General features: G+C 33.3%; 22 protein-coding genes. 13 read left to right on the forward strand and 9 right to left on the reverse strand.

The features are described 5' to 3' along the window. Position 1: 1 nt before the first annotated feature. Positions 2-277 carry a hypothetical protein gene (locus ACQ654_RS00420; RefSeq protein ID WP_430408329.1) on the reverse strand — a complete coding sequence of 92 codons (276 nt, stop codon included), beginning with the start codon at positions 275-277 and terminating at the stop codon, positions 2-4. Between the two features lie 134 nt (positions 278-411). Further along, entirely contained in the window at positions 412-1,479 is a 1,068-nt protein-coding gene (gene aroB / locus ACQ654_RS00425; protein WP_430408330.1) for a 3-dehydroquinate synthase, read from the reverse strand. 97 nt (positions 1,480-1,576) lie between these two features. Between aroB and ACQ654_RS00430 the strand changes: the two genes are divergently transcribed. Together ACQ654_RS00430 and ACQ654_RS00435 are read left to right on the forward strand one after the other, a co-directional pair. After that, positions 1,577-2,743 (forward strand): proline dehydrogenase family protein, encoded by a 1,167-nt coding sequence (locus ACQ654_RS00430; RefSeq protein ID WP_430408331.1) that lies wholly within the window; start codon positions 1,577-1,579, stop codon positions 2,741-2,743. A 54-nt stretch (positions 2,744-2,797) separates the two neighbouring features. After that, complete coding sequence (locus ACQ654_RS00435) at positions 2,798-5,641, forward strand: M16 family metallopeptidase (protein ID WP_430408332.1); 2,844 nt, start codon at positions 2,798-2,800, stop codon at positions 5,639-5,641. 8 nt (positions 5,642-5,649) lie between these two features. Here the strand turns inward: ACQ654_RS00435 and ACQ654_RS00440 are convergent, their stop codons facing one another. From ACQ654_RS00440 to ACQ654_RS00470, 7 genes are all read right to left on the reverse strand, one after another. Further along, on the reverse strand, positions 5,650-6,033 hold the full coding sequence (locus ACQ654_RS00440) for a hypothetical protein (RefSeq protein WP_430408333.1): 384 nt from the start codon (positions 6,031-6,033) through the stop codon (positions 5,650-5,652). 3 nt (positions 6,034-6,036) lie between these two features. Continuing rightward, positions 6,037-7,236: an alanine dehydrogenase gene (locus ACQ654_RS00445; protein ID WP_430408334.1), complete on the reverse strand. Its 1,200-nt coding sequence runs from the start codon at positions 7,234-7,236 to the stop codon at positions 6,037-6,039. Positions 7,237-7,293: 57 nt separating this feature from the next. Further along, positions 7,294-7,815 carry a hypothetical protein gene (locus tag ACQ654_RS00450; RefSeq protein ID WP_430408335.1) on the reverse strand — a complete coding sequence of 174 codons (522 nt, stop codon included), beginning with the start codon at positions 7,813-7,815 and terminating at the stop codon, positions 7,294-7,296. Between the two features lie 264 nt (positions 7,816-8,079). Continuing rightward, a complete protein-coding gene (locus tag ACQ654_RS00455) occupies positions 8,080-8,637 on the reverse strand; it encodes a hypothetical protein (protein ID WP_430408336.1) in 558 nt (185 codons plus the stop codon). 254 nt (positions 8,638-8,891) lie between these two features. Beyond that, complete coding sequence (locus tag ACQ654_RS00460) at positions 8,892-9,449, reverse strand: hypothetical protein (RefSeq protein ID WP_430408337.1); 558 nt, start codon at positions 9,447-9,449, stop codon at positions 8,892-8,894. Positions 9,450-9,741: 292 nt separating this feature from the next. Beyond that, positions 9,742-10,155: a tRNA (adenosine(37)-N6)-threonylcarbamoyltransferase complex ATPase subunit type 1 TsaE gene (tsaE, locus tag ACQ654_RS00465; RefSeq protein ID WP_430412988.1), complete on the reverse strand. Its 414-nt coding sequence runs from the start codon at positions 10,153-10,155 to the stop codon at positions 9,742-9,744. A gap of 83 nt (positions 10,156-10,238) precedes the next feature. Next, positions 10,239-11,786, reverse strand: a complete 1,548-nt coding sequence (locus ACQ654_RS00470; protein WP_430408338.1) for a response regulator — start codon at positions 11,784-11,786, stop codon at positions 10,239-10,241. Positions 11,787-11,877: 91 nt separating this feature from the next. On the opposite strand from ACQ654_RS00470, the gene ACQ654_RS00475 reads away from it, so the two are divergent. The 11 genes from ACQ654_RS00475 (at position 11,878) to ACQ654_RS00525 (ending at position 25,872) form a co-directional block, all read left to right on the forward strand. Further along, positions 11,878-13,107 carry an HD domain-containing protein gene (locus ACQ654_RS00475; protein ID WP_430408339.1) on the forward strand — a complete coding sequence of 410 codons (1,230 nt, stop codon included), beginning with the start codon at positions 11,878-11,880 and terminating at the stop codon, positions 13,105-13,107. Positions 13,108-13,131: 24 nt separating this feature from the next. Continuing rightward, positions 13,132-14,160, forward strand: a complete 1,029-nt coding sequence (gene lpxD / locus ACQ654_RS00480; RefSeq protein ID WP_430408340.1) for a UDP-3-O-(3-hydroxymyristoyl)glucosamine N-acyltransferase — start codon at positions 13,132-13,134, stop codon at positions 14,158-14,160. Beyond that, positions 14,153-15,574: a bifunctional UDP-3-O-[3-hydroxymyristoyl] N-acetylglucosamine deacetylase/3-hydroxyacyl-ACP dehydratase gene (locus ACQ654_RS00485; protein ID WP_430408341.1), complete on the forward strand. Its 1,422-nt coding sequence runs from the start codon at positions 14,153-14,155 to the stop codon at positions 15,572-15,574. Before lpxD ends, ACQ654_RS00485 begins: the two co-directional genes overlap by 8 nt. A gap of 55 nt (positions 15,575-15,629) precedes the next feature. After that, entirely contained in the window at positions 15,630-16,415 is a 786-nt protein-coding gene (lpxA, locus tag ACQ654_RS00490; protein WP_430408342.1) for an acyl-ACP--UDP-N-acetylglucosamine O-acyltransferase, read from the forward strand. 18 nt (positions 16,416-16,433) lie between these two features. Beyond that, positions 16,434-17,000 (forward strand): elongation factor P, encoded by a 567-nt coding sequence (gene efp / locus ACQ654_RS00495; RefSeq protein ID WP_430408343.1) that lies wholly within the window; start codon positions 16,434-16,436, stop codon positions 16,998-17,000. Positions 17,001-17,080: 80 nt separating this feature from the next. Then, entirely contained in the window at positions 17,081-18,025 is a 945-nt protein-coding gene (locus ACQ654_RS00500; RefSeq protein ID WP_430408344.1) for a UDP-3-O-(3-hydroxymyristoyl)glucosamine N-acyltransferase, read from the forward strand. Positions 18,026-18,122: 97 nt separating this feature from the next. Continuing rightward, positions 18,123-18,995, forward strand: a complete 873-nt coding sequence (gene sucD / locus ACQ654_RS00505) for a succinate--CoA ligase subunit alpha (RefSeq protein WP_430408345.1) — start codon at positions 18,123-18,125, stop codon at positions 18,993-18,995. A gap of 326 nt (positions 18,996-19,321) precedes the next feature. Further along, positions 19,322-22,297 (forward strand): M16 family metallopeptidase, encoded by a 2,976-nt coding sequence (locus tag ACQ654_RS00510; protein WP_430408346.1) that lies wholly within the window; start codon positions 19,322-19,324, stop codon positions 22,295-22,297. A gap of 224 nt (positions 22,298-22,521) precedes the next feature. Continuing rightward, positions 22,522-23,268 carry a 3-oxoacyl-[acyl-carrier-protein] reductase gene (gene fabG, locus ACQ654_RS00515; protein WP_430408347.1) on the forward strand — a complete coding sequence of 249 codons (747 nt, stop codon included), beginning with the start codon at positions 22,522-22,524 and terminating at the stop codon, positions 23,266-23,268. Positions 23,269-23,289: 21 nt separating this feature from the next. Then, entirely contained in the window at positions 23,290-23,832 is a 543-nt protein-coding gene (locus ACQ654_RS00520) for a hypothetical protein (RefSeq protein WP_430408348.1), read from the forward strand. Positions 23,833-23,835: 3 nt separating this feature from the next. Further along, on the forward strand, positions 23,836-25,872 hold the full coding sequence (locus tag ACQ654_RS00525; protein WP_430408349.1) for a VWA domain-containing protein: 2,037 nt from the start codon (positions 23,836-23,838) through the stop codon (positions 25,870-25,872). Positions 25,873-25,888: the final 16 nt, after the last annotated feature.

The raw sequence follows: 25,888 nt of genomic DNA on the forward strand, positions 1-25,888 counted from the left end.
ATTACTCTTCTGAAAAATCTTCACTCATATCAGGAATAATTTCTTCCAAATCATCAGATTCGTCAGAAATATTCGTCATGGTATAATGTAGCTTACTGCTAACTTTTACTAAGTAAATTGTGTCTGGTGTTTTAACTTCAACGGCTTCAATAGTATTGTTTCGATGATCGTCAAAAATAACGATATCACGGTCTCTATAGCCGCCAGGATAGCGTTCTTGTAAAAGCTGAAGAATTTCAGGTGTCACCTTTTTATAATCTATGATTGCTTTTCTCATAGGAATAATTGTTTAAAATTAATACTACGGTCATAGGTAAATAGTGGGAATCTCTTATTAATTAGATTATACTAAAAGTACAACTATTTTTTTTGAAAAGAAAAATAAAATGTCACCTTAACGTCTTTTTAAGGTTAAGAATTGTAAAAATGAAAAGCGTCTTTAATTGTAGAATTTGGCACAATTTTATCCAAAACAGGCAATCCGATGTCGTTTAATAATACAAAATTGATGTTTCCGTGTGAATTCTTTTTATCATATTTCATAAGGTCGATAATCGTCTCATAATCAGAATCATCAAACTGAACTTTACCATACATATCTAGAATAACCTTTTTAATTTCGGTTAACTTTTCTGTTGGAAATTGCTCTTGTTTGTTTGAAATATAGCAAGCTAAAATCATTCCGACAGCAATGGCTTCACCGTGCAAAAGCGCTTCTTTTGTTTCGTGTGTTAACAAATACGATTCAATAGCGTGTCCAAGTGTATGACCAAAATTCAAAATTTTTCGAAGCCCTTTTTCTGTTGGATCTTCAGTCACAACTTTATTTTTAATTTGAACCGATTCATGAATCAAAATGTCCAAATCTTCAATTGTAAAACTTGAAAGATCAATCATTTTCTTCCAATAGGTTTCATCGTAAATTAAGCCATGTTTCAACATTTCGGCTAAACCACTTCGCATTTGATTTGCGGGCAATGTGTTCAAAAATGCAGTGTCAATCAAAACCATTTCTGGGATATTAATCACGCCAATTTGATTTTTTAGTGTTCCTAAATCAACACCTGTTTTTCCGCCAACGGAAGCATCAACCATTGATAATAAAGAAGTTGGGACATTTATATAGGAAATTCCACGTTTAAAAGTAGAAGCAACAAATCCACCAAGATCTGTAACAACGCCGCCACCAACATTAATCATCAAGCTTTTTCTATCTGCATCCAATTCAGAAAGCACATTCCAAACGCCTGTACATGTTTCAATATTTTTATGAATTTCTCCTGGAGCAATTTCAATTACTTCTATAGGCGTTTCTGTAGCCAATACCGCTAAGAAATTTGGCAAGCAATGTTCGTGCGTATGTGTATCAACTAAGATAAAAATCTTAGAATAATTACTATCTTGTAAGTGTTCGTGGAGTTTCGTGTAACAATTTGAATTGAAATGAACGAAATAATTCGCTGCTTGAATAGAATTCATAAACTAAAAAAAACTTTATATCGTCACAAAATAAAGCCTTTTTTAAACAAAAAAATAATAATTCAATAACTATATTTGTGATAGCAATTATTTATAAATGGACCAAATTTTTAATAATACCGAGAATGCTTTTGCACTAAAAACAGATTCTCAACTCGAAAGAGCTTATTTTTTATTTAAACTTATCGCAAATCAGCCACTTGTTCGTATTGGAACAGCGGTAACAAATTTTGCTATCAAAGCACATTTGCCAGTAGAAAGCTTGATTAGAGCGACCGTTTTTGATCATTTTTGTGGCGGAACTTCAGAAGAAGAATGTATTCCTGTAGTAGACAAAATGTTTGAAAAAGGCGTATGTAGCGTTTTAGATTATTCTGTTGAAGGAAAAGAAGAAGAAGAACAGTTTGATGCAACGTTAGAAAAAATCTTAAAAATTTTAAGGTTTGTGAAAGAAAAACAAGCAATTCCGTTTGCGGTTTTTAAACCAACTGGATTTGGACGAATTTCATTATATCAAAAAGTTGGAGAAGGAAAAGAGTTAACTTCAGACGAACAAGATGAATGGAACTGCGTTATAAATCGTTTTGATGTGGTTTGTAAAAAAGCACACGAAATGGATGTTGCTTTGTTAATTGACGGAGAAGAAAGCTGGATGCAAGATGCGGCTGACGACATTGTTGCAACTATGATGCGAAAATATAACAAAGAGAAACCAATTGTTTACAACACATTGCAGATGTATCGTTGGGATCGATTAGAATATTTAAAACAATTACACATGGATGCAAAAGCACAAGGATTTCATATTGGAATGAAATTAGTGCGTGGTGCATACATGGAAAAAGAAAATAAAAGAGCAGAAGAACTCGGATACAAATCCCCCATTTGTATTTCAAAACAGGCAACAGATGAAAACTTTGATGCTGGTGTAATGTACATGTTAGATCATTTGGATTGTATGGCAATTTTTGCGGGAACGCATAATGAAGCAAGTTCATACAAAGTGGCAGAAATTATGAAAACGAAGCACATTGAAAATCACGATTCACGTGTTTGGTTTGGTCAATTATACGGAATGAGCGATCACATTAGTTTTAATTTAGCGGCTGAAGGATATAATGTTGCTAAATACTTACCATTCGGTCCTGTAAGAGATGTAATGCCGTATTTAATTAGAAGAGCAGAAGAAAACACCTCTGTAGCAGGTCAGACATCAAGAGAGTTAAGCTTGTTAAAACAAGAAAAGAAACGAAGGAAATTGTAGTATACATTTTCCTTTTTTTATACCACCAAACTATAACCAACAAATTACCAACCTATGAAAACCAACCATTCAAAATTAACGTTTGCCATGCTATTGATAGTATTTATGTACGCATGCAAAGACGAAAAACCCATAGAAACCGAAGAAGAAATAAATTTTACGTTATCATACGAAAAGTTTACGTTAGCTAATGGATTGGAAGTTGTGCTTCATGAAGATCATTCAGATCCTATGGTGGCTGTAGCTACGTTAATGCACGTTGGTTCTAATAGAGAAAAACCTGGAAAAACAGGATTTGCACACTTTTTTGAGCACATGGCATTTAATGATTCTGAAAATGTACCAAGAGGTTCCAATAGAAAAGTAATTCCAGAATGGGGAGGAACTCGAAATGGTGGAACTTGGTCAGACGGAACTATTTACTATGAAGTTGTACCGAAAGATGCTTTTGAAAAAATTCTTTGGATAGATTCTGATCGGTTGGGATACATGATTAATACGGTTACTAAAGAAGCATTAGAGCGTGAAAAACAGGTTGTAAAGAATGAAAAACGTCAAAATTATGACAACGTTCCGTATGGTTTTACTACTGAAATAGTTCGTGCAAATTTATATCCTAAAAACCATCCATATAATTGGACAGTAATTGGCTCTTTGCCAGATTTACAAGCTGCAACACTAGAAGATGTAAAAGAATTTTATAATGACTATTATGGTCCAAACAACGCAACGTTGGTAATTGCAGGTGATATTGATATAGAAGAAACAAAAAAATCAGTTAAAAAGTGGTTTGGCGAAATCAAAAAAGGAAAAGAGGTTAAGAAACTAACACCAATGCCTGTAACTTTAACGGAAACAAAATCGTTATATTTTGAAGATAACTTTGCCAAATTACCAGAAATTCGTTTGGTATTTCCAACGGTTGAAATGTATCATAAAGATCAATATGCATTAGATATTTTAGGGGAAATGCTAAGCGGAAGCAAAAAATCTCCTTTATATAAAGAAATTGTTACTTCCAAAAAATTAGCGCCAAGAGTATTATCAGGAAACTCAAGTAGTGAATTGGCTGGAGAATTTATCTTTATAGTACGAGGAAATGCAGGTGTAGATTTAAATGAGGTAAAAAACGCAATTGATAAAGCATTGGTAGATTTTGAAGCTAATTTTGATGAATCGCAATTAGAGAGAATTAAAGCACAGCAAGAAGTTAATTTATACAAAGGAAATGAATCTGTAAAGGACAAAGCTTTTTCATTAGCAAACGGAAATGTATATGCTAACGATCCTGCGCACATATTGAAAGATGCAACATACACGAAAGAAGTTACAAAAGAAGATGTAATTAGGGTTTACAATACTTATATCAAAGGAAAAAATTATGTAATGACTTCTTTTGTACCTAAAGGTCAAACTAATTTGGTAATGAAAGATGCTGTAAAAGCAAAAGTTTATCAAGAAGAAATTGTGCAAGGAAAAGCGCATGAAGAAGTTGGGCAAGGAGAAGAGGCGAGTTATGAAAAAACAGTAACAAAACACGATCGTTCTGAGCCACCATTTGGCGATTTGCCATTGTTTAAATCGCCAGAAATTTGGACAAGTGAACTTGCAAACGGAATCAAAGTATATGGAATTGAAAACAATGAAGTTCCGTTGGTTTCTTTCAATATTACTATTGATGGCGGACATTATTTAGATCCAAAAGAAAAAGCTGGATTGGCAAATTTGCTTAGTAATTTGTTAATTGAAGGAACCGAATTTAAAACTCCTTCAGAATTAGAAGCGGCAATTGAGCTGTTAGGCGCAAATATTAGAATTAGAAGTGGAGATGAAGGAATTTCTATTGTTGGTGATTGTTTAGCGAAAAACTTCAGTAAAACTGTAAAATTAATAGAAGAAATTGTGTTGCATCCAAGATGGGATGAAGCTGAATTTTCTAGGTTGAAAACTGCTTTATTAACAAATCTTAAAGGAAGAGAAGCAAATCCTAGAACCATTGCCTATCAGTCGTTTAGAAAGCTTATCTACGGCGATGATCATATTCTTGGAATTCCAAGTATTGGAACGATAGAAACCGTGAAAAATATCACTTTGAATGATTTAAAAGAATATTATACTAAAAATATGGCGGCCAATTTAGTTGATATTCATGTTGCAGGAGCGATCAATAAAACGAAAGTAGATGGTTCTTTTGCAAACCTTGGAGAAAAGTGGAAAGTGAAAGATGTTTCGTTTCCATCGTATGAATTGCCAAAACAAGAACATGCAGGGAAATTATTTTTTATAGACTTTCCAGGTGCAAAACAATCTGTTATTTACACAGGAAAACTAGCAATTTCAGAAGCTGATCCAAACTATAATAACTTAGGATATACAAATCAAATTCTTGGTGGCGGATCAAGCGGACGCTTATTTCAAACCTTACGAATTGAAAAAGGATATACTTATGGAGCCTATTCGTTTTTACAGCGATTAAAAGAAAAAGCTCCTTTTGTTGCACAAACAAGTGTACGTGCAAATGCTACATTGCCTTCATTAAAAATCATTAAGGATTTAATAGGTAATTATGCTGCTAATTTTGCTGAAAATGAAGTTGAAATCACAAAAAATAAAGTCTTAAAAAGTAGTGCGAAAGATTTTGAGGAATTAAATGATAAAATTGGAATTCTTAGGCAAATTAGTAAATATGATAGATCATTTAGCTATTTAGAAGAAGATCAAAAAGAGTTGGTAGATATGAAATTATCTGATTTTCAAAATGTTATAAGTGAATATATGGATGAGTCAGAGATGTTTTACTTAGTTGTTGGAGACAAAGAAACACAACTTGAACAAATTAATAAGTTTGGAAAAGGAGACGCTATTGAGCTTGATATCTATGGAAACTTAAAGCAATAAGAAATTGGTTATTCAACCATTTTAATAGTCTTAATTTGAGCAGTGCTGTCGCAATTTAAAATTGTAAGTTCAACTTCTTTATTGCGAAGCATTCCTTCAATAATATATAATTTACAGCTATCAACTTTAATTTTACTTCTGGAGAAATCAACATCTCCATACGTGAGAATATTTGAAATTTCGGAAGTGTCAATCTCTTTATTATCAATCAATTGTCTGATTTCAGGAGAAAATTGACGCGCTTTCATTCGAATATTTTTTAGTGTACGTGCGTTTGGAAGATAATTAAATTCACATTTTACACCACGTCCGCGAATTAGAAAAGCAAAAATAACCAAACCAATAGCAACGCCACCTAAATAAAAACCTGTACGTCTTAAAAGACTGCTCATGCACTAAAAAATTAGAAAATTAATATCTGTATATGGAAGACTAAACCAATCTGCCACAGATTTATTAGTTAAAACTCCGTGGTAAAAGTACAAACCATTTTTCAATCCTTTGTCAAAACGAAGCGAATTTTCTAATCCGCCATCATCAGCAATTTTTAATAAATACGGTGTAAATATGTTACTTATTGATACAGAGGCAGTTCTGGAGTATCTTGCTGGAATATTTGGAACACAATAATGAATAACACCATACTTTTCAAAGGTAGGATGGTCGTGTGTTGTGATTTCACTTGTTTCAATGCAACCGCCCATATCAATACTCACATCTATAATAACGGCGCCTTTTTTCATGTGTTCAACCATCGTTTCAGTCACAAGAATTGGCGATCTGTTTTTTCCGCGAACGGCACCAATTAACACATCACAACGTTTTAGTGCTTTCAATAAATTTTTAGGTTGAATGGTAGAAGTGTAAACTGGTCTTCCTAAATTGGTTTGAATACAACGTAATTTTGTGATAGAATTATCAAAAACTTTAATATTTGCACCAAGCCCTAAAGCGGAACGTGCGGCAAATTCACCAACAGTTCCGGCGCCAACAATTACAACTTCAGCTGGCGGAACTCCGCTAATATTTCCTAACATCAATCCGTTGCCATTATTGACATTAGCCATTAATTCGGAAGCGATTAATACTGAGGCAGTTCCTGCAATTTCACTTAGTGAACGTACGGCAGGATACGTACCATCTTCATCTCTGATGTACTCAAAAGCAAGTGCTGTAACGCGTTTGCTTGCTAAAATTTCAAAATATTTCTTTGAGCGTATTTTAATTTGTAAAGCAGAAATTAAAATCGTTTGTGGGTTTAATAATTGTAATTCGTCTAAGGTTGGTGGTTCAACTTTGAGAATAATAGGGCAGGAGAACACTTTTTGTGTATCGTTTGTGATTTCTGCACCAGCTTTTGTATAATCTTTATCGGAAAAATTAGCCTCTTTTCCAGCGCAACTTTCAATTAAGACACGATGTCCGTGTGCAACAATTGCGGCAACTGCGTCAGGAGTTAAGCAAACACGTTTCTCTTGATACGAGGTTTCCTTTGGAATTCCGATAAATAATTCTTGCTTGTGTTTTAGAATTTCAAGCGTTTCTTCTTGTGGAAGTAATTGTTGTTTGGTGAATGGTGATAAAGATTCTGCCATGAAGCATTACAATTGGTTAAAACATGAAGTTACAAATAAATATGAAGTAAAAAAATACTATTTATTTTCTTCTAACATTTCTTGTTCTTTTCGTTCGTATTCTGCGAGTTCTGCGTCAATTTTTTTGAGATCAATTCCATACACATATTTATCAAATAGTTTAATTCGAATTAAATAAACAGAAGGAATTATAATCATCATAATTGGGATTAGCCAATAGATTTCGGTTTCATCAATATCTCGTTCTTCATTTATTAAAGCTAATATTTGGAATGAATACATTGCAATTGGAATCAAAATAACATGATACCACCAATCTCTACATGTGAAAAACCACAATATGAGAAAAATAAGAGGTACTAATTTTCCAAAAAATACCCATGCAGTATCATATAGGCTGTATTTACTTTTAAATGTAAACAAAAAAGTTTCCCAAACTTGCTCGTTTGGAAAACTCTCGTATAAATAAAATATATAGGGTGATATTGCTATGATAATAGCAATTATACTACCCGTGACGAGGGACCCTGATTTTCGTTCTGTCGACTGTTTGTTCTGTTTCGTATGGATTGTCTTCATCAGCAATACTGTCTGGGTTACAAGATACAAATAATATTGTTGATATGGCTGCTAAAATGTAAAGGTAGAATTTAGTTTTCATGTGATAATTAGTTTATTTAGTTTAACGATGGGTCAAACTTATTGAATAACCAACTAATTATCAGAAAATTAGCAATATATATTTTCTACGTACTTTTGTTCAATTTTAGTCAAGTGAACAAAAGCCGTAGAATTTATAATTTTTTATATGTTTTACGTAAGTATTTTCGCGAATATACGTAATTATTTAGTTTCTATTTTATTTTGAGCTTCTTTTTCTTTCCGATCATATTCGTCAAGTTCAGCTTCTATTTTCTTTAAATCAATTCCTAGTACGAGTTTGTCGAATAATTTTATTCTTATTAAATACACAAAAGGTATAATTATCATCATTATTGGAATTATCCACGCAATTTCCATTTCATCAATGTAATCTGATTCGTTATTAAGAACAGTAAATAATTGAAATGCATACATTGCCACAGGTATTAGAATAACATGATACCACCAATGTTTACAAGTGAAAAACCATAATACTAATAGTAGAAATGGTATAAATCTTGCTAATAAAAGCCAAAAATAAATATTAACATCTTCATAATATTCAACCTTGTAGGTAAAAAATGGATTTTGCCAAATTTTTGTTCTTGGAAGTCCTTTGTATAGGTAAAATATATAGGGTGAAACTGCTATTATAATGGCAACTATTGTACCTAAAACTAAACTTTTATTAATCTTGGTGATGGGCTTTAATTTTTGATCTTTCGACTCCTTGTTCTGTTTCGTATGGGTTGTCTTCATCAGCAATGCTATCTGGATTACAAGATACAAATAAAATTGTTGATACGGCTGCTAATAGGTAAAGGTAGAATTTAGTTTTCATCTGTTTATTTTAGATTATTTAGTTTAACGATGGGTCAAACTTATTGAATAACCAAATGTTCCCTTTAAAAAAAGCATAATATATTTTCTACGTATTTTTGCTAGTTTTATCACTGCTGAACGAAAATACGTAGAAAATAGTATATCTTAAATTTATTTCAATGAACTTATTTTTATGTTGATGAATTTTGCTGTTCTTGTTCTTTGCGCCTATACTCTTCTAATTCAGCTTCAATTTTCTTTAGATCTATTCCATTAACTAGTTTGTCAAATAGTTTAGCCCTAATCAAATAAACTATAGGAATGATTATCATCATAATAGGAATCACATAATAGATTTCAATTTCATCAATATATGTATCTCTGTAGAAAGATGAATATAATTGAAAGGAAAACATAGCTATTGGTATTAATATTATATGATACCACCAATTTTTACATGTTAAAAACCAAATAATAACTAATATTAAAGGTATAATTTTACCCATGTATACCCACATGGCAGTTCTAACATCTTCATAATAATTACTTGTAATTTCAAAATAGTCATTTCTCCAAATCTGTTCACTGGGTAAGCTTTCGTATAATTGAAATATATATGGTGTAATAGCAATTATTATAACAACAATAGTGTCTCTTATTATTGCTTTATTAATTAGATTGCGGCGGAGCCTTGATTTTATCTTTTCTGATTCCTTCTTCTGTTTGGTATGGGTTGTCTTCGTCTGCAATGCTATCTGGGTTACAAGACACAAATGTTACTGATGCAAATACTACTGCTGCGAATACATAATTTCTTAATTTCATTTTGTTTTAGGTTTTAGTTTTACGATGATGCAAACTTATCCATTTAAACAATTGGTTTTTAGGAAATTACCATATTTTATTTTCTACGTATTTTTACCAGTTTTTCTCTTTTTAAGTATCTATAAGAATTTTCATTCAATATACTACAAAAGTCATTTGTTTGTCAGTCTTTATGGTTTATTTTTAGGTTATAGTTCTTAGTTTTCGCTAAAGTGTTCAATTTTTTAGACGAATAGATCGTAATTGTTCGTTGATTTTTTCAATAGTAACCTCCGTAATATCGTTAGGTAATAGATTTTTAATGCGTTCAGGCCATTCTATAAAGCACCAAGCATCACTATATAAGTAATCTTCAATGCCAATATCATAGGCTTCAACCTCGTCTTCTATTCGATAACAATCAAAGTGATATACGATATCGTTTGGTGTGCGATACTCGTTTACAATTGAAAATGTTGGACTATTAGTCAGTTCATGTACACCTAATTGCTTTGCCAAAACTTTAATGAGTGTCGTTTTTCCAACACCCATTTCACCGTGAAAAGCAATAATTTTGTGCTTTGATTGCGCTAAAATAGCTGTCGCTATTTCATCAATTTGAGTGAGATTAAATTCCTTTTGCACAAGTATTTCATTTTTTAGGCGTCCCCCAAATTTAAATAAAATTTCTCTAATTCCTTGTAAAATCTATTATCGAGCTTACTTTTATGACGTTATCTTGGCGATAAAACAGCAAATGGGATAATCATTTCTTCCAACGAAACACCACCATGTTGGTAGGTATTTCTGTAATAACTTACGTAATGATTATAGTTATTTGGATACGCAAAAAATAAATCTGTCTTTGCAAAAATGAATGAACTGCTCATGTTAATTACTGGCAAATGTATATTTTTCGGATCTTTAGCCGCCAATACATCTTTTTGTTCATAGGTTAAACTTCGTCCCGTTTTGTAACGTAAATTCAAACTGGTGTTTTTGTCTCCAACAACTTTGGAAGGATGCTTTACGTTTATTGTTCCATGATCAGTTGTGATAATTAGTTTAAAACCTAAACGTTGCGATTGTTGTATAATATCTAACAACGGAGAATTTTTGAACCAACTTTGCGTTAACGAACGATACGCTTTATCATCTGAAGCCAACTCTTTTACAACATCCATTTCGGTTTTAGCATGTGAGAGCATGTCTACGAAATTATAAACAACAACGGTTAAGTCATTATCTTTTTGCGATTTAAAGTTATCTGCAAGCTTCCTACCGCCTTTTAAACTTGTAATTTTATGATATTCATGTTTGATGTTTAATCCTAAACGCTTTAATTGTGCTTTTAAGAAATCATTTTCATGTAAATTTTTCCCGCCTTCATCAGTATCATTCTTCCAATATTCTGGATGTAATTTTTCCATGTCAGATGGCATTAAACCTGAAAATATAGCATTTCTAGCGTATTGTGTCGCCGTTGGTAAAATACTCACAAACGGAACTTCTTTTTCTTTTTTGTAATGTGTATTTACAATAGGTTCAAACGCTTTCCATTGATCGTATCGTAAATTATCTACCACAACTAATAAAGTTGGTTGTGCTTTACTGATTTCTGGAGCTACCAATTCTCTAAACAAAGTATGCGACATTATTGGCGCTTCTTCGTTTCCAAACCAATCTGGATAATTACGATCAATAAATTTTCCAAACTGAACATTGGCTTCATGTTTCTGAGATTCCAGAATTTCAAACATTCCAGTATCTTCAATATCTTCCAATTGCAATTCCCAATAAATCAATTTTTGATACAACTCAATCCATTCTTCAATGGTATTTACCATGGCCATATCCATAGCAATCTTTCTGAATTCTTGCTGATAATTAGAAGTTGTCTTCTCAGAAATCAAACGCGAATGGTCTAAATTTTTCTTCAAACTCAATAAAATCTGATTCGGATTTACAGGTTTTATCAAATAATCTGCAATCTTAGAGCCAATGGCTTCTTCCATAATATATTCTTCTTCACTCTTTGTAATCATTACAACAGGAAGATTATTTTGCTTTGCTTTTAACTCCGAAAGTGTTTCAATTCCTGTTAAGCCAGGCATGTTTTCATCTAAAAAAACAATATCAAAATTGTGTTCGTCAATCAATTCAATTGCCTCTGTACCGCTTGTACATTTGGTAACTTCATAATTTTTCTTCTCTAAAAAGAGAATGTGAGGTTTTAATAAATCAATTTCATCATCAACCCAAAGAATCTTGAATGCACTCATGTATGTCTTTATTTAGTAAATTATTAGTAAGGTGTGTTATTAATGTACTTATATTTGTGCTTAGTCTAAAAAACGTATAAAAAAGTACAAGTTGAATACTAGAAATAAGCTTAAAATTTTAAACGACCCAATTTACGGATTTATTACAATTCCCAATCCGCTTATTTTCGATCTTATCGAACATAAATATTTTCAGCGCTTGCGCAGAATTTCACAAATGGGCATGTCATACTTAGTATATCCTGGCGCGCACCATACACGATTTCATCATGCGTTGGGTTGTATGCATTTAATGCAAAAAGCAATCCAAGTCCTTTGTTTTAAAGGTGTTGAAATTTCTGAAGAAGAAAAACAAGCCTTACTAATTGCTATATTATTACACGATATTGGTCACGGGCCTTTCTCGCATGCCATGGAACATAGTATTGTAAATAGTGTGCACCATGAAGAGATTTCATTGCTACTAATGGAACAATTAAATACAGAATTTAACGGAAGTTTAACGCTTGCCATCGAAATATTTAAAGGAAATTATCCACGAAAATTCATGTATCAGCTAATTTCTGGTCAAATTGATATGGATAGAGCCGATTATTTAAAGCGTGACAGTTTTTATACAGGAGTCGCCGAAGGAAACATCAATTCGGAACGAATCATTACAATGTTAAGCGTTGTAGATGATGAATTAGTGATTGAAGAAAAAGGAATCTATTCGGTTGAAAAATTTCTAGTTGCTCGCCGATTAATGTATTGGCAAGTATACTTACACAAAACAAGTTTAGTTGCAGAACAATTGCTAATTCGCGTATTAAAAAGAGCAAAAGAGTTAACACTGCAAGGAACAAAATTACAGGCAAGTGCTGCGTTGTCTTTTTTTATTCAGAATGAAATTTCTATAGAAGATTTCAATTACGACGTACTAGACACATTTGCAAAGCTAGACGATTATGATATTGTAGCTGCAATGAAAGAATGGATGAATGAAGACGATTTTGTGCTCTCCAATCTTTGTAAAATGATTATCAACAGAGATTTATTACGAATCAAAATCAAAAACAAACCAATTGCCGCCAAAAAAATTAGAAATGAAACCCAAAGCTTGATAGAAAAACACAATATTTCCGAAGCTGAAGCCGCGTACTTTGTGTTTTCTGGAGAAATATCCAATCAAGCATACAAAACTACAAGTCAGAATATAAACATTCTCATGAAGACTGGAAAAATTCAGGATGTTGTCAAAGCTTCCGACCAATTAAACCTAAAAGCACTCTCAAAACTAGTCACGAAATATTATATATGTTATCCAAAAGATAAACTTTAGTAGTTTTTTTATACTTTTGCCAGAATGAAGTTTACAGCCACACAAATAGCGGGTATATTAGAAGGAGACATCGTAGGTGATCCAAATACTGAAGTATCCAAACTTTCAAAAATAGAAGAAGGCACAGAAGGTTCACTAACTTTCTTAGCAAATCCTAAATACACACAGTACATATATAGCACGCGTGCTTCTATTACAATTGTAAATAAAGATTTTGATCCTGAAGAAGAAGTAGTCACAACGTTGATAAAGGTTGAAGATGCTTACAAGTCGTTTTCAAAGCTGTTAGAATATTACAATAAAGTGAAGCTTAACAAAATAGGAATAGAGCAACCTGCTTTTATTTCAGAATCAGCTACGTACGGAAAAGAACTCTACTTTGGAGCGTTTTCATACATGGGCGATAATGTTACAATTGGTGATTATGTAAAAGTATATCCAAATGCTTATATTGGCGATAATGTAACTATTGGAAACAATGTAGTTATATTTGCTGGAGCTAAAATATACTCAGAATCTGTAATTGGCGACAATTGCGTAATTCATAGTGGAGCAATAGTTGGTGCAGACGGATTTGGCTTTGCGCCGAATGAAAAAGGAGAATATCAAAAAGTACCGCAAACTGGAAACGTAATTCTGGAAGCAAATGTTGATATTGGCGCCGGAACTACAATTGATAGAGCAACACTAGGTTCCACACTAATCAGAAAAGGAGTGAAGCTTGACAATCAAATTCAAATTGCGCACAATGTAGAAATTGGTAAAAATACCGTTATTGCCGCGCAAACTGGAGTTGCAGGATCTGCCAAAATTGGCGAAAATTGCATGATTGGCGGACAAGTAGGTATAGCCGGACATATCACAATTGGCGACAATGTAAAAATTCAAGCACAATCAGGAGTTGGAAGAAATGTAAAAGATGGAGAAACATTACAAGGTTCACCAGCTTTAAATTATGGAGATTACAACAAATCGTATGTATACTTCAAAAACTTCCCAAAAATAGTAAAGACAATCAATCAACTAGAAAAAAAAATAAACAACAATGAGTGAAATTATTGTTAAACAAAAAACCATAGCCAAAGAAATATCTCTAAAAGGTGTTGGGTTGCACACAGGTAAAGAAGTATTTTTAACGTTCAAACCTGCGCCAGTAAATCATGGATACGCTTTTATGCGTGTCGATTTAGAAGGAACTCCAATCATTGAAGCAGATGCAAACTACGTTGTAAACACACAGCGCGGAACAGTTTTGGAAAAAAGAGGTGTAAAAATTCAAACTTGTGAGCATGTACTTGCGGCATTAGTTGGTTTGGAAATTGACAACGTTCTCATAGAATTAAACGAATCTGAACCGCCAATTATGGACGGTTCGGCAAAATTTTTCTTAGAAGCTTTAGAAGAAGCAGGAATTGTTGCGCAAGACAAGCCAAGAGAAGAATACATCATAAAAGATGTCATCTCATACATCGATGAAGAAACAGGAAGCGAAATCACAATCATTCCTTCTGATGAATACCAAGTGACAACAATGGTCGATTTTGGCACGAAAGTATTAGGAACGCAAAATGCGACACTAAAACACATTTCGGACTTCAAAAATGACATTGCAAGTTCACGAACATTCAGTTTCTTACATGAACTAGAAATGTTGCTTGAACACGGTTTAATAAAAGGTGGCGACTTAAACAATGCCATTGTATATGTAGATAAAGAACTATCTCCAGAAACAATGGACAAACTAAGAATTGCCTTTGGAAAAGATGATATTGCGGTAAAACCGAATGGAATTCTTGACAACCTAACATTACACCATCCGAACGAAGCGGCGCGTCACAAATTACTAGACGTAATAGGTGATTTAGCCTTAGTTGGTACACGTATTCGTGGAAAAGTAATTGCCAACAAGCCAGGACACTTTGTAAATACTCAATTTGCTAAAAAACTAGCAAAAATTATCAAAATAGAAAAGCGTAACAACGTTCCAACGTATGATTTGCACAAAACTCCGTTAATGGACATCAATCAAATCATGACAATGTTACCGCACAGACCACCATTTTTACTCATTGACAAAATATTAGAATTATCTGATCGTCATGTGGTTGGTGTGAAAAATGTGACAATGAACGAGCCATTTTTTGTAGGACACTTTCCTGGAGCACCAGTAATGCCAGGTGTTTTACAAGTAGAAGCAATGGCGCAAACAGGAGGAATACTTGTATTAAGTACAGTTCCAGATCCAGAAAATTACCTGACATTCTTCATGAAGATTGACAAAGTAAAATTCAAGCAAAAAGTTGTCCCTGGTGATACGTTAATTTTCAAAACGGAATTAATAACTCCAATACGAAGAGGAATCTGCCACATGCGTGGATTTGCATATGCTAACGGAAAAGTTGTTGCGGAAGCAGAACTAATGGCGCAAATTGCACGAAAAAAAGAAGAAGACATAGTAAAAAAGTAACACAGTAAATTACTGTGTACAGAATCTAACGAGAAGAATAACTAAAACAGAGTAGATGAATCAACCTTTAGCATACGTTCATCCAGGAGCAAAAATCGCCAAAAATGTAGTTGTAGAGCCTTTTACAACCATCCATAACAATGTGATCATTGGTGAAGGAACTTGGATCGGTTCAAATGTAACCATCATGGAAGGCGCACGAATTGGGAAAAATTGTAACATCTTTCCAGGTTCAGTAATATCAGCACCACCACAAGACTTAAAATACCAAGGAGAAGATACTATTGCAGAAATTGGCGATAATACAACCATACGTGAATGTGTAACTATCAATAAAGGTACTACAGATCGCATGAAAACTAAAATTGGTAAAAATTGCCTCATCATGGCATATTGCCACGTTGCGCACGATTGTATTGTGGGCGATAACTGTATATTTTCAAACAATAGTACATTAGCAGGACATATCACTGTTGGCGATCATGTAATCTTAGCAGGAATGACCGCTGTGCATCAATTTTGTTCCATAGGAAATCACGCATTTGTAACAGGTGGATCGTTGGTTCGAAAAGATGTTCCTCCATATGTAAAAGCGGCGCGTGAACCATTATCGTATGTCGGAATCAACTCAGTTGGTTTGCGTAGAAGAGGATTTACAACAGAAAAAATTCGCGAAATTCAAAACATCTTTAGAATACTATACCAAAAAAATTACAATAATACACAAGCTGCTGAAATTATTGAAGCAGAAATGGAAGCTACTACTGAGCGTGATGAAATATTACAATTCATCAAAAACTCGCACAGAGGTATCATGAAAGGATATATTGCTTCAAACTAAAAAATAAAACTATTACCAATGGCATCAACATCAGACATTAGAAAAGGATTGTGCATTCGTTACAATCACGACATATTTAAAATCATAGAATTTTTACATGTAAAACCAGGAAAAGGTCCTGCGTTTGTGCGTACAAAATTAAAAAGTGTAACTACAGGAAAAGTAATTGACAATACATTTTCTTCTGGACACAAAATTGAAGATGTTCGTGTAGAAACACATACTTTCCAGTATCTTTATAGTGATGGTGATACGTTTCACTTTATGAACACATCTGATTACAACCAAATCACACTTCAAAAATCGACCTTAGATGCTCCAGAATTATTAAAGGAAGGAGAAAATGTTAAAATCCTAATCAATTCGGAAGACAGTTTGCCATTATCAGTAGATATGCCAGCAAGTGTTATTTTAGAAGTAACACATACGGAGCCAGGTGTAAAGGGTAATACAGCAACAAATGCTACAAAACCTGCAACAGTGGAAACTGGTGCAAGAGTAAATGTTCCTTTATTCATCAATGAAGGAGACAAAATAAAAATAGAGACTGAAAAAGGTTCCTACATGGAACGTATAAAAGAATAAATAATTTAAAAAGCTCAATATATAGTATTGAGCTTTTTTTAATTTCAACACATCTGATTTAATATCTAAAAAAACCGCAGATGAAATTCCCTAGAATACATACACTCAAAGAAATTGCTACAATTATTGCTACTTCATATATTGGTGACGATTCGTTTCCTGTACACGGAATGAACGAAATTCATGTGGTAGAAGCTGGCGATATCGTATTTGTAGATCATCCAAAATACTACGACAAAGCATTAGAATCAAAAGCTACAATTGTATTAATAAACAAAGAAGTAGCATGTCCTGAAGGGAAAGCACTATTAATTTCAGACGATCCTTTCAGAGATTTCAACACACTAACAGATCATTTCAGACCATTTATAAGTGCATCGGCTTCTGTAGCGCCTTCTGCAATAATTGGAGAACGCACGGTAATTCAGCCAAATTGCTTCATTGGAAACAATGTAACCATTGGAAACGATTGTATCATTCATGCAAATGTAGCTATTTATGACAATGCTGTTATAGGAAATAATGTAACCATTCACTCAGGAACGGTTTTGGGAGCAGATGCTTTCTATTACAAAAAACGCCCAGAAGGATTTGATAAACTACGTTCTGGTGGACGTGTTGTATTAGAAGATAATGTAGATTTAGGCTCATTGTGTACAATAGATAAAGGCGTTACAGGTGATACAACCATCAAAGAAGGAACAAAAATTGACAATCAAGTACATGTTGGTCATGACACAGTTATTGGAAAAAAATGTTTAATTGCTTCACAAACAGGAATTGCTGGTTGTGTGATTATAGAAGACGAAGTTACTATTTGGGGACAAGTAGGAATTACGAGCGGAATTACCATAGGAGCAAAGACGGTAATATCAGCACAATCTGGTGTAAGTAAAGGTTTAGAAGGTGGAAAAAGCTACTTTGGAACACCCGCAGATGACTTCAGAAAAAAATACAAAGAAATTGCGTCAATTCGCCAAATACCTGAATTAATTGAACGAATAGAAAACTTAGAAAAAAAATAGTTGAGCCAATAAAAAAGTATTTCACATAAAACTGAAAAAATACTTTATAAATAGTAGATAAAAAACTATTTTTGTTCAGCCAAAAAACAAATATCAAATGAGCGTTTTAGTAAACAAAGATTCAAAAATAATTGTTCAAGGATTTACAGGAAGTGAAGGAACATTTCATGCAGGTCAAATGATTGAGTACGGAACTAACGTAGTTGGTGGTGTAACTCCAGGAAAAGGAGGACAAACACACTTAGACAAACCAGTTTTCAATACAGTTGCAGAAGCTGTTGAAAAAGTTGATGCTGATACAACAATCATTTTTGTACCGCCAGCATTTGCTGCAGATGCAATAATGGAAGCTGCAAATGCAGGAATTAAAGTAATTATTACAATTACAGAAGGAATTCCAGTAAACGATATGACAAAAGTTGCGGCATACATTGCTACCAAAGACTGTCGTTTAATAGGACCTAACTGCCCAGGAGTAATTACGCCAGGAGAAGCAAAAGTTGGAATTATGCCAGGATTTGTTTTCAAAGAAGGAAAAGTTGGAATCGTTTCTAAATCAGGAACATTAACATATGAAGCGGCTGATCAAGTAGTAAAACAAGGATTAGGAATTACAACTGCTATTGGTATTGGTGGAGATCCAATTATTGGAACAACTACAAAAGAAGCTGTTGAATTACTAATCAACGATCCAGCTACAGAATGTGTAGTAATGATTGGAGAAATTGGTGGTCAATTAGAAGCGGATGCGGCTAAATGGTACAAAGAAAGCGGAAGCAAAAAACCAGTTGTTGGTTTCATTGCAGGAGAAACAGCACCAGCTGGTCGTACAATGGGACATGCAGGAGCAATTGTTGGTGGCGCTGATGATACAGCAGAAGCTAAAAAAGCAATCATGCGCGAATGTGGAATTCACGTCGTTGATTCTCCAGCAGAAATCGGAAAGAAAGTTGCAGAAGTAGTTGGATAACAACAAACGCAATCAAAATATATAAAGCGCAGTATCAAAACGATACTGCGCTTTTTTGTTTGTTGCGTATTAATTCCCCTTGCTTACTGAAGCATTTTGGATTATAACTCATTTATATAGAAAGCTTTTTCTTTAATGAAATTAAGTGAAAGATTGTTAAAAAAATAAGTTTTAAAAATTAACTTATAATATGTAACATAACTACCAAAAAATAGACACATAGCGCGTGAATACATTAAATGTTAAAAATCATAATTTTTATCAAATCATTTATATAATAATTATACTTTTAGCGTTAATGTTACTATAAACTAATCAAAATTAAAATGAAAAGAATCAATCTATTACTGCTGATCGTGTGTACACTAGCGATTTTCAGTTGTAAAGAAAAAGACGGTAGTTCTGATGCCAACGTCATCAAAGTAGAACAACACAAAGATGCAAACGGAATTTCATACGAAACCGTTACAAACGATCCGACAGGATTGCGCTTGTACACTTTAGAAAATGGTCTAAAAGTATACTTAAGCAAAAACAGTGAAGAACCAAAAATTCAAACATACATTGCTGTAAGAGCAGGTTCTAACTACGATCCGAAAGAATCAACAGGATTGGCACATTACTTAGAACACATGGTTTTTAAAGGAACTGACGAAATTGGAACAGTTGATTGGGAAAAAGAAAAAGGATACTTGGAACAAATATCTGATTTATACGAGCAACACAAAGCTGAAACTGATCCAGCTAAGAAAACAGAAATCTATAAAAAGATCGATGAAGTATCTTTAGAAGCTTCTAACTATAGCGTTGCCAACGAATACGATAAAATGTCAAGCTCTTTAGGAGCTACAGGAACAAATGCATACACTTGGTTTGAACAAACTGTTTACACAAACAAAATTCCTGCAAACGAATTAGATAAATGGTTAATGCTTGAAAATGAGCGTTTTGGTCAATTAGTACTGCGTTTATTTCACACGGAATTAGAAGCGGTTTTTGAAGAATTTAACAGAGGTCAAGATAATGATGGAAGAAAAAGCTATGCGGCAATGTTAGATGGTTTATTTCCAAATCACCCATACGGACAACAAACAACTATTGGTACTGGTGAACATCTGAAAAATCCATCAATGGTAGCTATTCACAACTATTTCAACAAATATTATGTGCCAAACAACATGGCAATGATATTAGTTGGAGATTTTGAATTTGATGAAACAATTGAAAAAGTAAACAACACATTTGGTAAAATGAAGCAAAAAGAAGTTGTGCATCCAACGCTACCAAAAGAAGAAGCAATAACATCTCCAGTAGTAAAAGAAGTATTTGGTCCAACAGCTGAAAACATCTCAATAGCTTTCCGTTCAGGTGGTGTAAATACTGAAGATGAAAAATTTGTAACACTTGCAGATATGATTCTTGCCAATGGAAATGCAGGTTTAATCGATTTAAACTTAAACCAAAAACAAGTTGTACAATATGCAGGATGTTCTCCAACATTCTTAAATGATTACGGTTACCACTCATTTACAGGATATCCTAAAGCAGGACAGTCGTTAGATGAAGTAAAAAACTTGTTATTAGCGCAAATTGAAAAACTTAAAAAAGGAGAGTTTGACGATTGGATGATTGAAGCGGTAATTAATGACTTAAAGTTAAGTCAAACACAACAATACGAAAACAGTTCTGCGTTAGCAAATGCGTATGTTGAAGCATATATAAATCGTGAAGACTGGGCGAAAAAAGTAAAATTCTTAGATGAACTTAAAAAAATATCAAAACAAGAATTAGTTGATTTTGCAAACAAATTTTACAAAGACAATTATGTAATAACGTACAAGCGTAAAGGCGCTGATAACGCTATTGTAAAAGTGCAAAACCCTGGAATTACGCCAGTAAAACTAAACAGAGACAAAAGTTCTGAATTCATTAAAAAATTCAACGAAATAGAGCCTACTCCATTACAACCAAAATATGTTGATTTCAAATCTGAAATAAAAGAAACGAAATTAGGAAACGGAATCAAGGTTTCATACATCCAAAATGAGCAAAATGACTTATTCGATCTGAATATCATTTTTGACATGGGTAGAGACAACGACAAAAAACTTGGTTTAGGAGTTGGATACTTAGAATACTTAGGAACTGAAAAATACACAGCAGAAGAGTTAAAGAAAGAATTCTACAAACTAGGAATTTCGTACTATGTAAGTGCTGGATCTGAAAAATCATACATTGGTTTAAATGGTTTAAAAGAAAACTTACCAAAAGGATTAGAATTGCTATCTCACTTATTGGACAACGCTGTACCAAACCAAGAAGCATATGATAAATATGTTGCACAAATCATCAAAGGAAGACAAGATAACAAAACTAGAAAAGGAAGTATTCTTCAAAGTGGTTTAATGAGTTATGCAAAATATGGTGAAGATTCACGTTTGCGTAACATCTATAGCAGATCAGAATTAGAAGCAATAAATCCTCAAGAATTAGTTGATATTGTAAAAGATCTTAAAAACTTTGATCAACGTATATTCTATTACGGAAAAGACATTGATGCCGCTGTTGCTGCATTAAACGAAAATCACAAGGTAGCAAACGAATTAAAAAACTATCCAGAAGCAACGAAATATACAGAGCTTGAAACTGGTGGAAATGTATACTTTGTTGATTATGATATGGTACAAGCAGAAATGATGTTTTTAGCAAAAGGAAATCCTTTTAGTACAGACAACATGGCGGCTTCTACATTATTCAATACATACTTCGGTGCTGGATTATCATCAATTGTATTCCAAGAAATTAGAGAATCTAAATCATTAGCATATTCTGCATATTCTTATTATAGTCAAGCATCTGATAAAAATGATTCTAACTATATCATGGCATATATTGGTACACAAGCTAACAAAATGCCACAAGCTGTAGATGCAATGATGACGTTAATGAATGATATGCCAGAAGCTGAAGATCAATTCAATGCGGCAAAAGAAGCTACATTAAAGAAATTGGCGGCTCAACGAATCACAAAATCAAATATTTTCTGGACATATGAAAGACTTCAGAAACTAGGAATTGATAACGATCATAGAGAAGCAATGTACAAAGCAATTGAAAAAATGACACTTGCTGATTTAAAAGCATTCTTTGACACAAACATAAAAGGTGAACAATACAATGTAATGGTAATTGGAAACAAAAAAGATGTTGATATGGATGCCTTATCAAAACTTGGTAAAATTCAAGAAATGGACATTGATTATCTTTTCAATTATGAAAAAGCGAAAGATATAAAACAATAAAAATGAAAAGCGCTTCGCAAGAAGCGCTTTTTTTATGTCAATATCCTATAATCTATGCGTTAAAAAAATTATATTTGAACTATAAACTATATACTACTGTTTAAAAGATGATACAAACAGTACATAAAATAGTGTATACGGAAACAATCATACTAAAAACCAATCATATTTATGATCATATGAATGTTCCAAAGTGACCGACTAAAGACAATAAACAAAAACACATGAAATTACTAGAAGGTAAAACAGCCATCATTACGGGCGCAAGTAGAGGAATAGGAAAAGGAATAGCGCAAGTATTTGCTGCTCATGGAGCAAATGTAGCTTTTACATACAGTTCGTCTGTAGAAGCGGCAAACGAATTAGAAAAAGAATTAAACAATTTAGGAGTAAAAGCCAAAGGATACCAAAGTAATGCCGCAGACTTTCAACAATCACAAGATTTAGCGGCAGAAGTAGTAAAAGAGTTTGGCACGATTGATGTTTTAATCAACAACGCAGGAATTACAAAAGATAACCTATTAATGCGTATCTCAGAAGAAGATTTTGATAAAGTAATTGAAGTCAATCTAAAATCTGTATTCAACATGACAAAAGCGGTACAACGTACAATGTTGAAACAACGCAAAGGATCAATCATAAACATGAGCTCAGTAGTTGGAGTAAAAGGAAATGCCGGACAAACCAACTATGCGGCTTCAAAAGCAGGAATCATAGGATTCTCAAAATCAGTAGCGTTAGAATTAGGATCAAGAAACATTCGTAGCAATGTAATTGCACCAGGTTTTATTGAAACTGAAATGACAGGAAAACTCGCTGAAGATGTAGTGAAAAGTTGGAGAGAAGCTATTCCACTAAAAAGAGGTGGATCGCCAGAAGATGTAGCAAATGTATGTGTTTTTCTTGCAAGTGATATGTCTGCATATATCACAGGACAAGTACTCAACGTCGACGGTGGAATGTTGACATAAACTCAATAACAATAATAATATATGAAAAAAGCGTTTTTAGTAATGACAGTATTATTTCTGTCATTCAGTGCTGTAAATGCACAAGATTGGACAAAATATAAAGCTGAAGATTTAGCCTTTACAGCTATTTTTCCGCAAGAGCCAAAGCGAACTGTACAAAAAGTAAATACAGCAGTAGGAGAGTTAGACATGCACATGATTATGCATGCACCAACTTCAGGAGATGACAATGCAGTATATTCTGTAATTCGTTCTGACTATCCAGAAGAGCAATTCGCAGACGCAGATGACGATTACAATGCCAATGTATTAGATGGTGCCGTTGAAGGAGCTGTTAAAAATGTAAAAGGAAAATTAGTATTTGATAACAAAGTCAAATTCAATGGATATCCTGGAAGAAGCATTAAAATTAAAATGGAAGGTGGATATATCTACATCAATGCGTATTTAGTTGAAAACTCTATGTTTATTACACAAGTAATTTGCTTGGAAGCTAAAGATAAGAATACAAGTATTCAACGTTTTTTAAATTCGTTTGAGCTCATAAAAACAAAACAAGACTAACGATTGCAGACAGTAACGATAGTATACATCAGTATAGCAGTAGTATTTGCAGCGCTTACAGCGTTATTTCATTACTACTACAAAACGAAAAAACGCACTAAAAAATTAGTGCTTTTTTCGTTTTTGAGATTTTTAAGTGTATTTGCCTTACTACTCTTAATCATCAACCCAAAATTTAAACAAAAAAGCTACTACAGCGAAAAACCAAGTCTAACTATTGCCGTTGACAATTCTTCTTCAATCACTGAATTAGGATACGATGCAAAAGTGCTAGAAGTATTAAATTCATTACAAAATTCAAAAGAACTACAAGATAAATTTGAAATTGACACTTATGCCTTTTCAAACAAACTAGTAGAAACGGATTCCATTAATTTCAATGGACAACAAACAAATATTGGCAAGGCATTAAAAGACGTAAACAATCTGTACAAAGATGCAATTGCGCCAACCATCCTAATCACCGATGGAAATCAAACCTATGGAAATGACTATCAATTTCTATCTTCAAAAATAAAACAACCAATATTTCCTGTCATTGTAGGAGATACAACAACATATATTGATCTAAAAATAAATCAGCTTAACGCGAATAAATATGCGTACCTAAAAAACAAATTTCCCGTAGAAATAATTGCCACGTATACAGGAACTGAAACGGTTCAGACCAACTTACTACTTTCATCAGATGGGAAACGCTTAGCAAGTAAAGAACTTACTTTTTCACCAACGGATAACTCCAAAGTTGTCAATCTGAATATAGCGGCAACAAAAATAGGCGTACAAACATTACGTGCTACGTTAACTCCTTTAAATACTGAAAAAAATAAGCAAAACAACACACGATACTTTGCTGTAGAAGTCATTGATCAGAAAGTAAAAATAGCTTTGGTATCAGACATTATTCATCCAGATTTAGGCGCGTTAAAAAAGAGTCTGGAAAGTAATGAATTGCGCAGTGTTGATATCTTAAAACCGAGTGAAGCTTCAAGTAAATTAAATGATTATCAGTTAGTTATTCTATATCAGCCAACTCAAAAATTTCAAGAAGTATACAAAACAACTGAACAATTACAAAAAAACACGTTCACAATAACGGGAACGCAAACAGATTGGAATTTCTTAAACAACATACAAACGAATTTCCAAAAAGAGGATACATCTGAAACGGAAGAAGTACAAGGACAATTAAACACAAATTACAACAACTTTTTAATTGAAAACATTGATTTTTCTGACTATCCGCCGTTAGAAAATGTTTTTGGAGAAGTAGCATTCAATGTAGCGCATGAAGTCATTCTTTCACAACTAATCTCTGGCGTTTCCACAGATGGTGCTTTACTCACAACCTACACCTTGAACAACAGACGTGCGGCAATTTTAACAGGAGAAAACATTTGGAAATGGCGTGCGCATAGTTTCTTAGCACAAGAAAACTTCATTAAATTTGATACATTTCTAGGAAAACTCATTCAGTATTTAGCTTCCAACAAAAAACGAGAACGCTTAACGCTTGGCTATGAATCTTTCTATTACGGAAATCGAGAAATAAAACTCACAGCACAATACTTCAATCCTTCGTATGAATTTGATGCAAATGCAAATCTAACAGCAATCATCAAAAACAAAGAAACAGAAACAACTACAACCTATCCAATGTTACTAAATGCTGGTTTTTATTCTGTTGATTTAAACAATTTGCCTTCAGGATCATACGATTTTACGGTGCGAGTAGAAGGGAAGAACATTCGAAAATCGGGAAGCTTCAAAATACTAGAATTTGACATAGAAAAACAATTCTTAAATGCAGATTCCAAGCGATTACAAGCAATTGCAACCAAAACTAACGGAAAAAAGTTTCATGTAAACGGCAATTCCGAACAACTAATATCAACATTAATTAACGATCAACGTTTCAGAACCATAGAGAAAAGTAACGAAAAGGTCGTATCTTTGATAGATTGGAAATACCTACTTGCATTCATTGCAATATGTCTTGCGTTGGAATGGTTTTCAAGAAAATATTACGGACTCATATAATAAAAAACAAAGAACA

Source organism: Kordia sp., assembly GCF_965283645.1.
Taxonomy (GTDB): domain Bacteria; phylum Bacteroidota; class Bacteroidia; order Flavobacteriales; family Flavobacteriaceae; genus Kordia.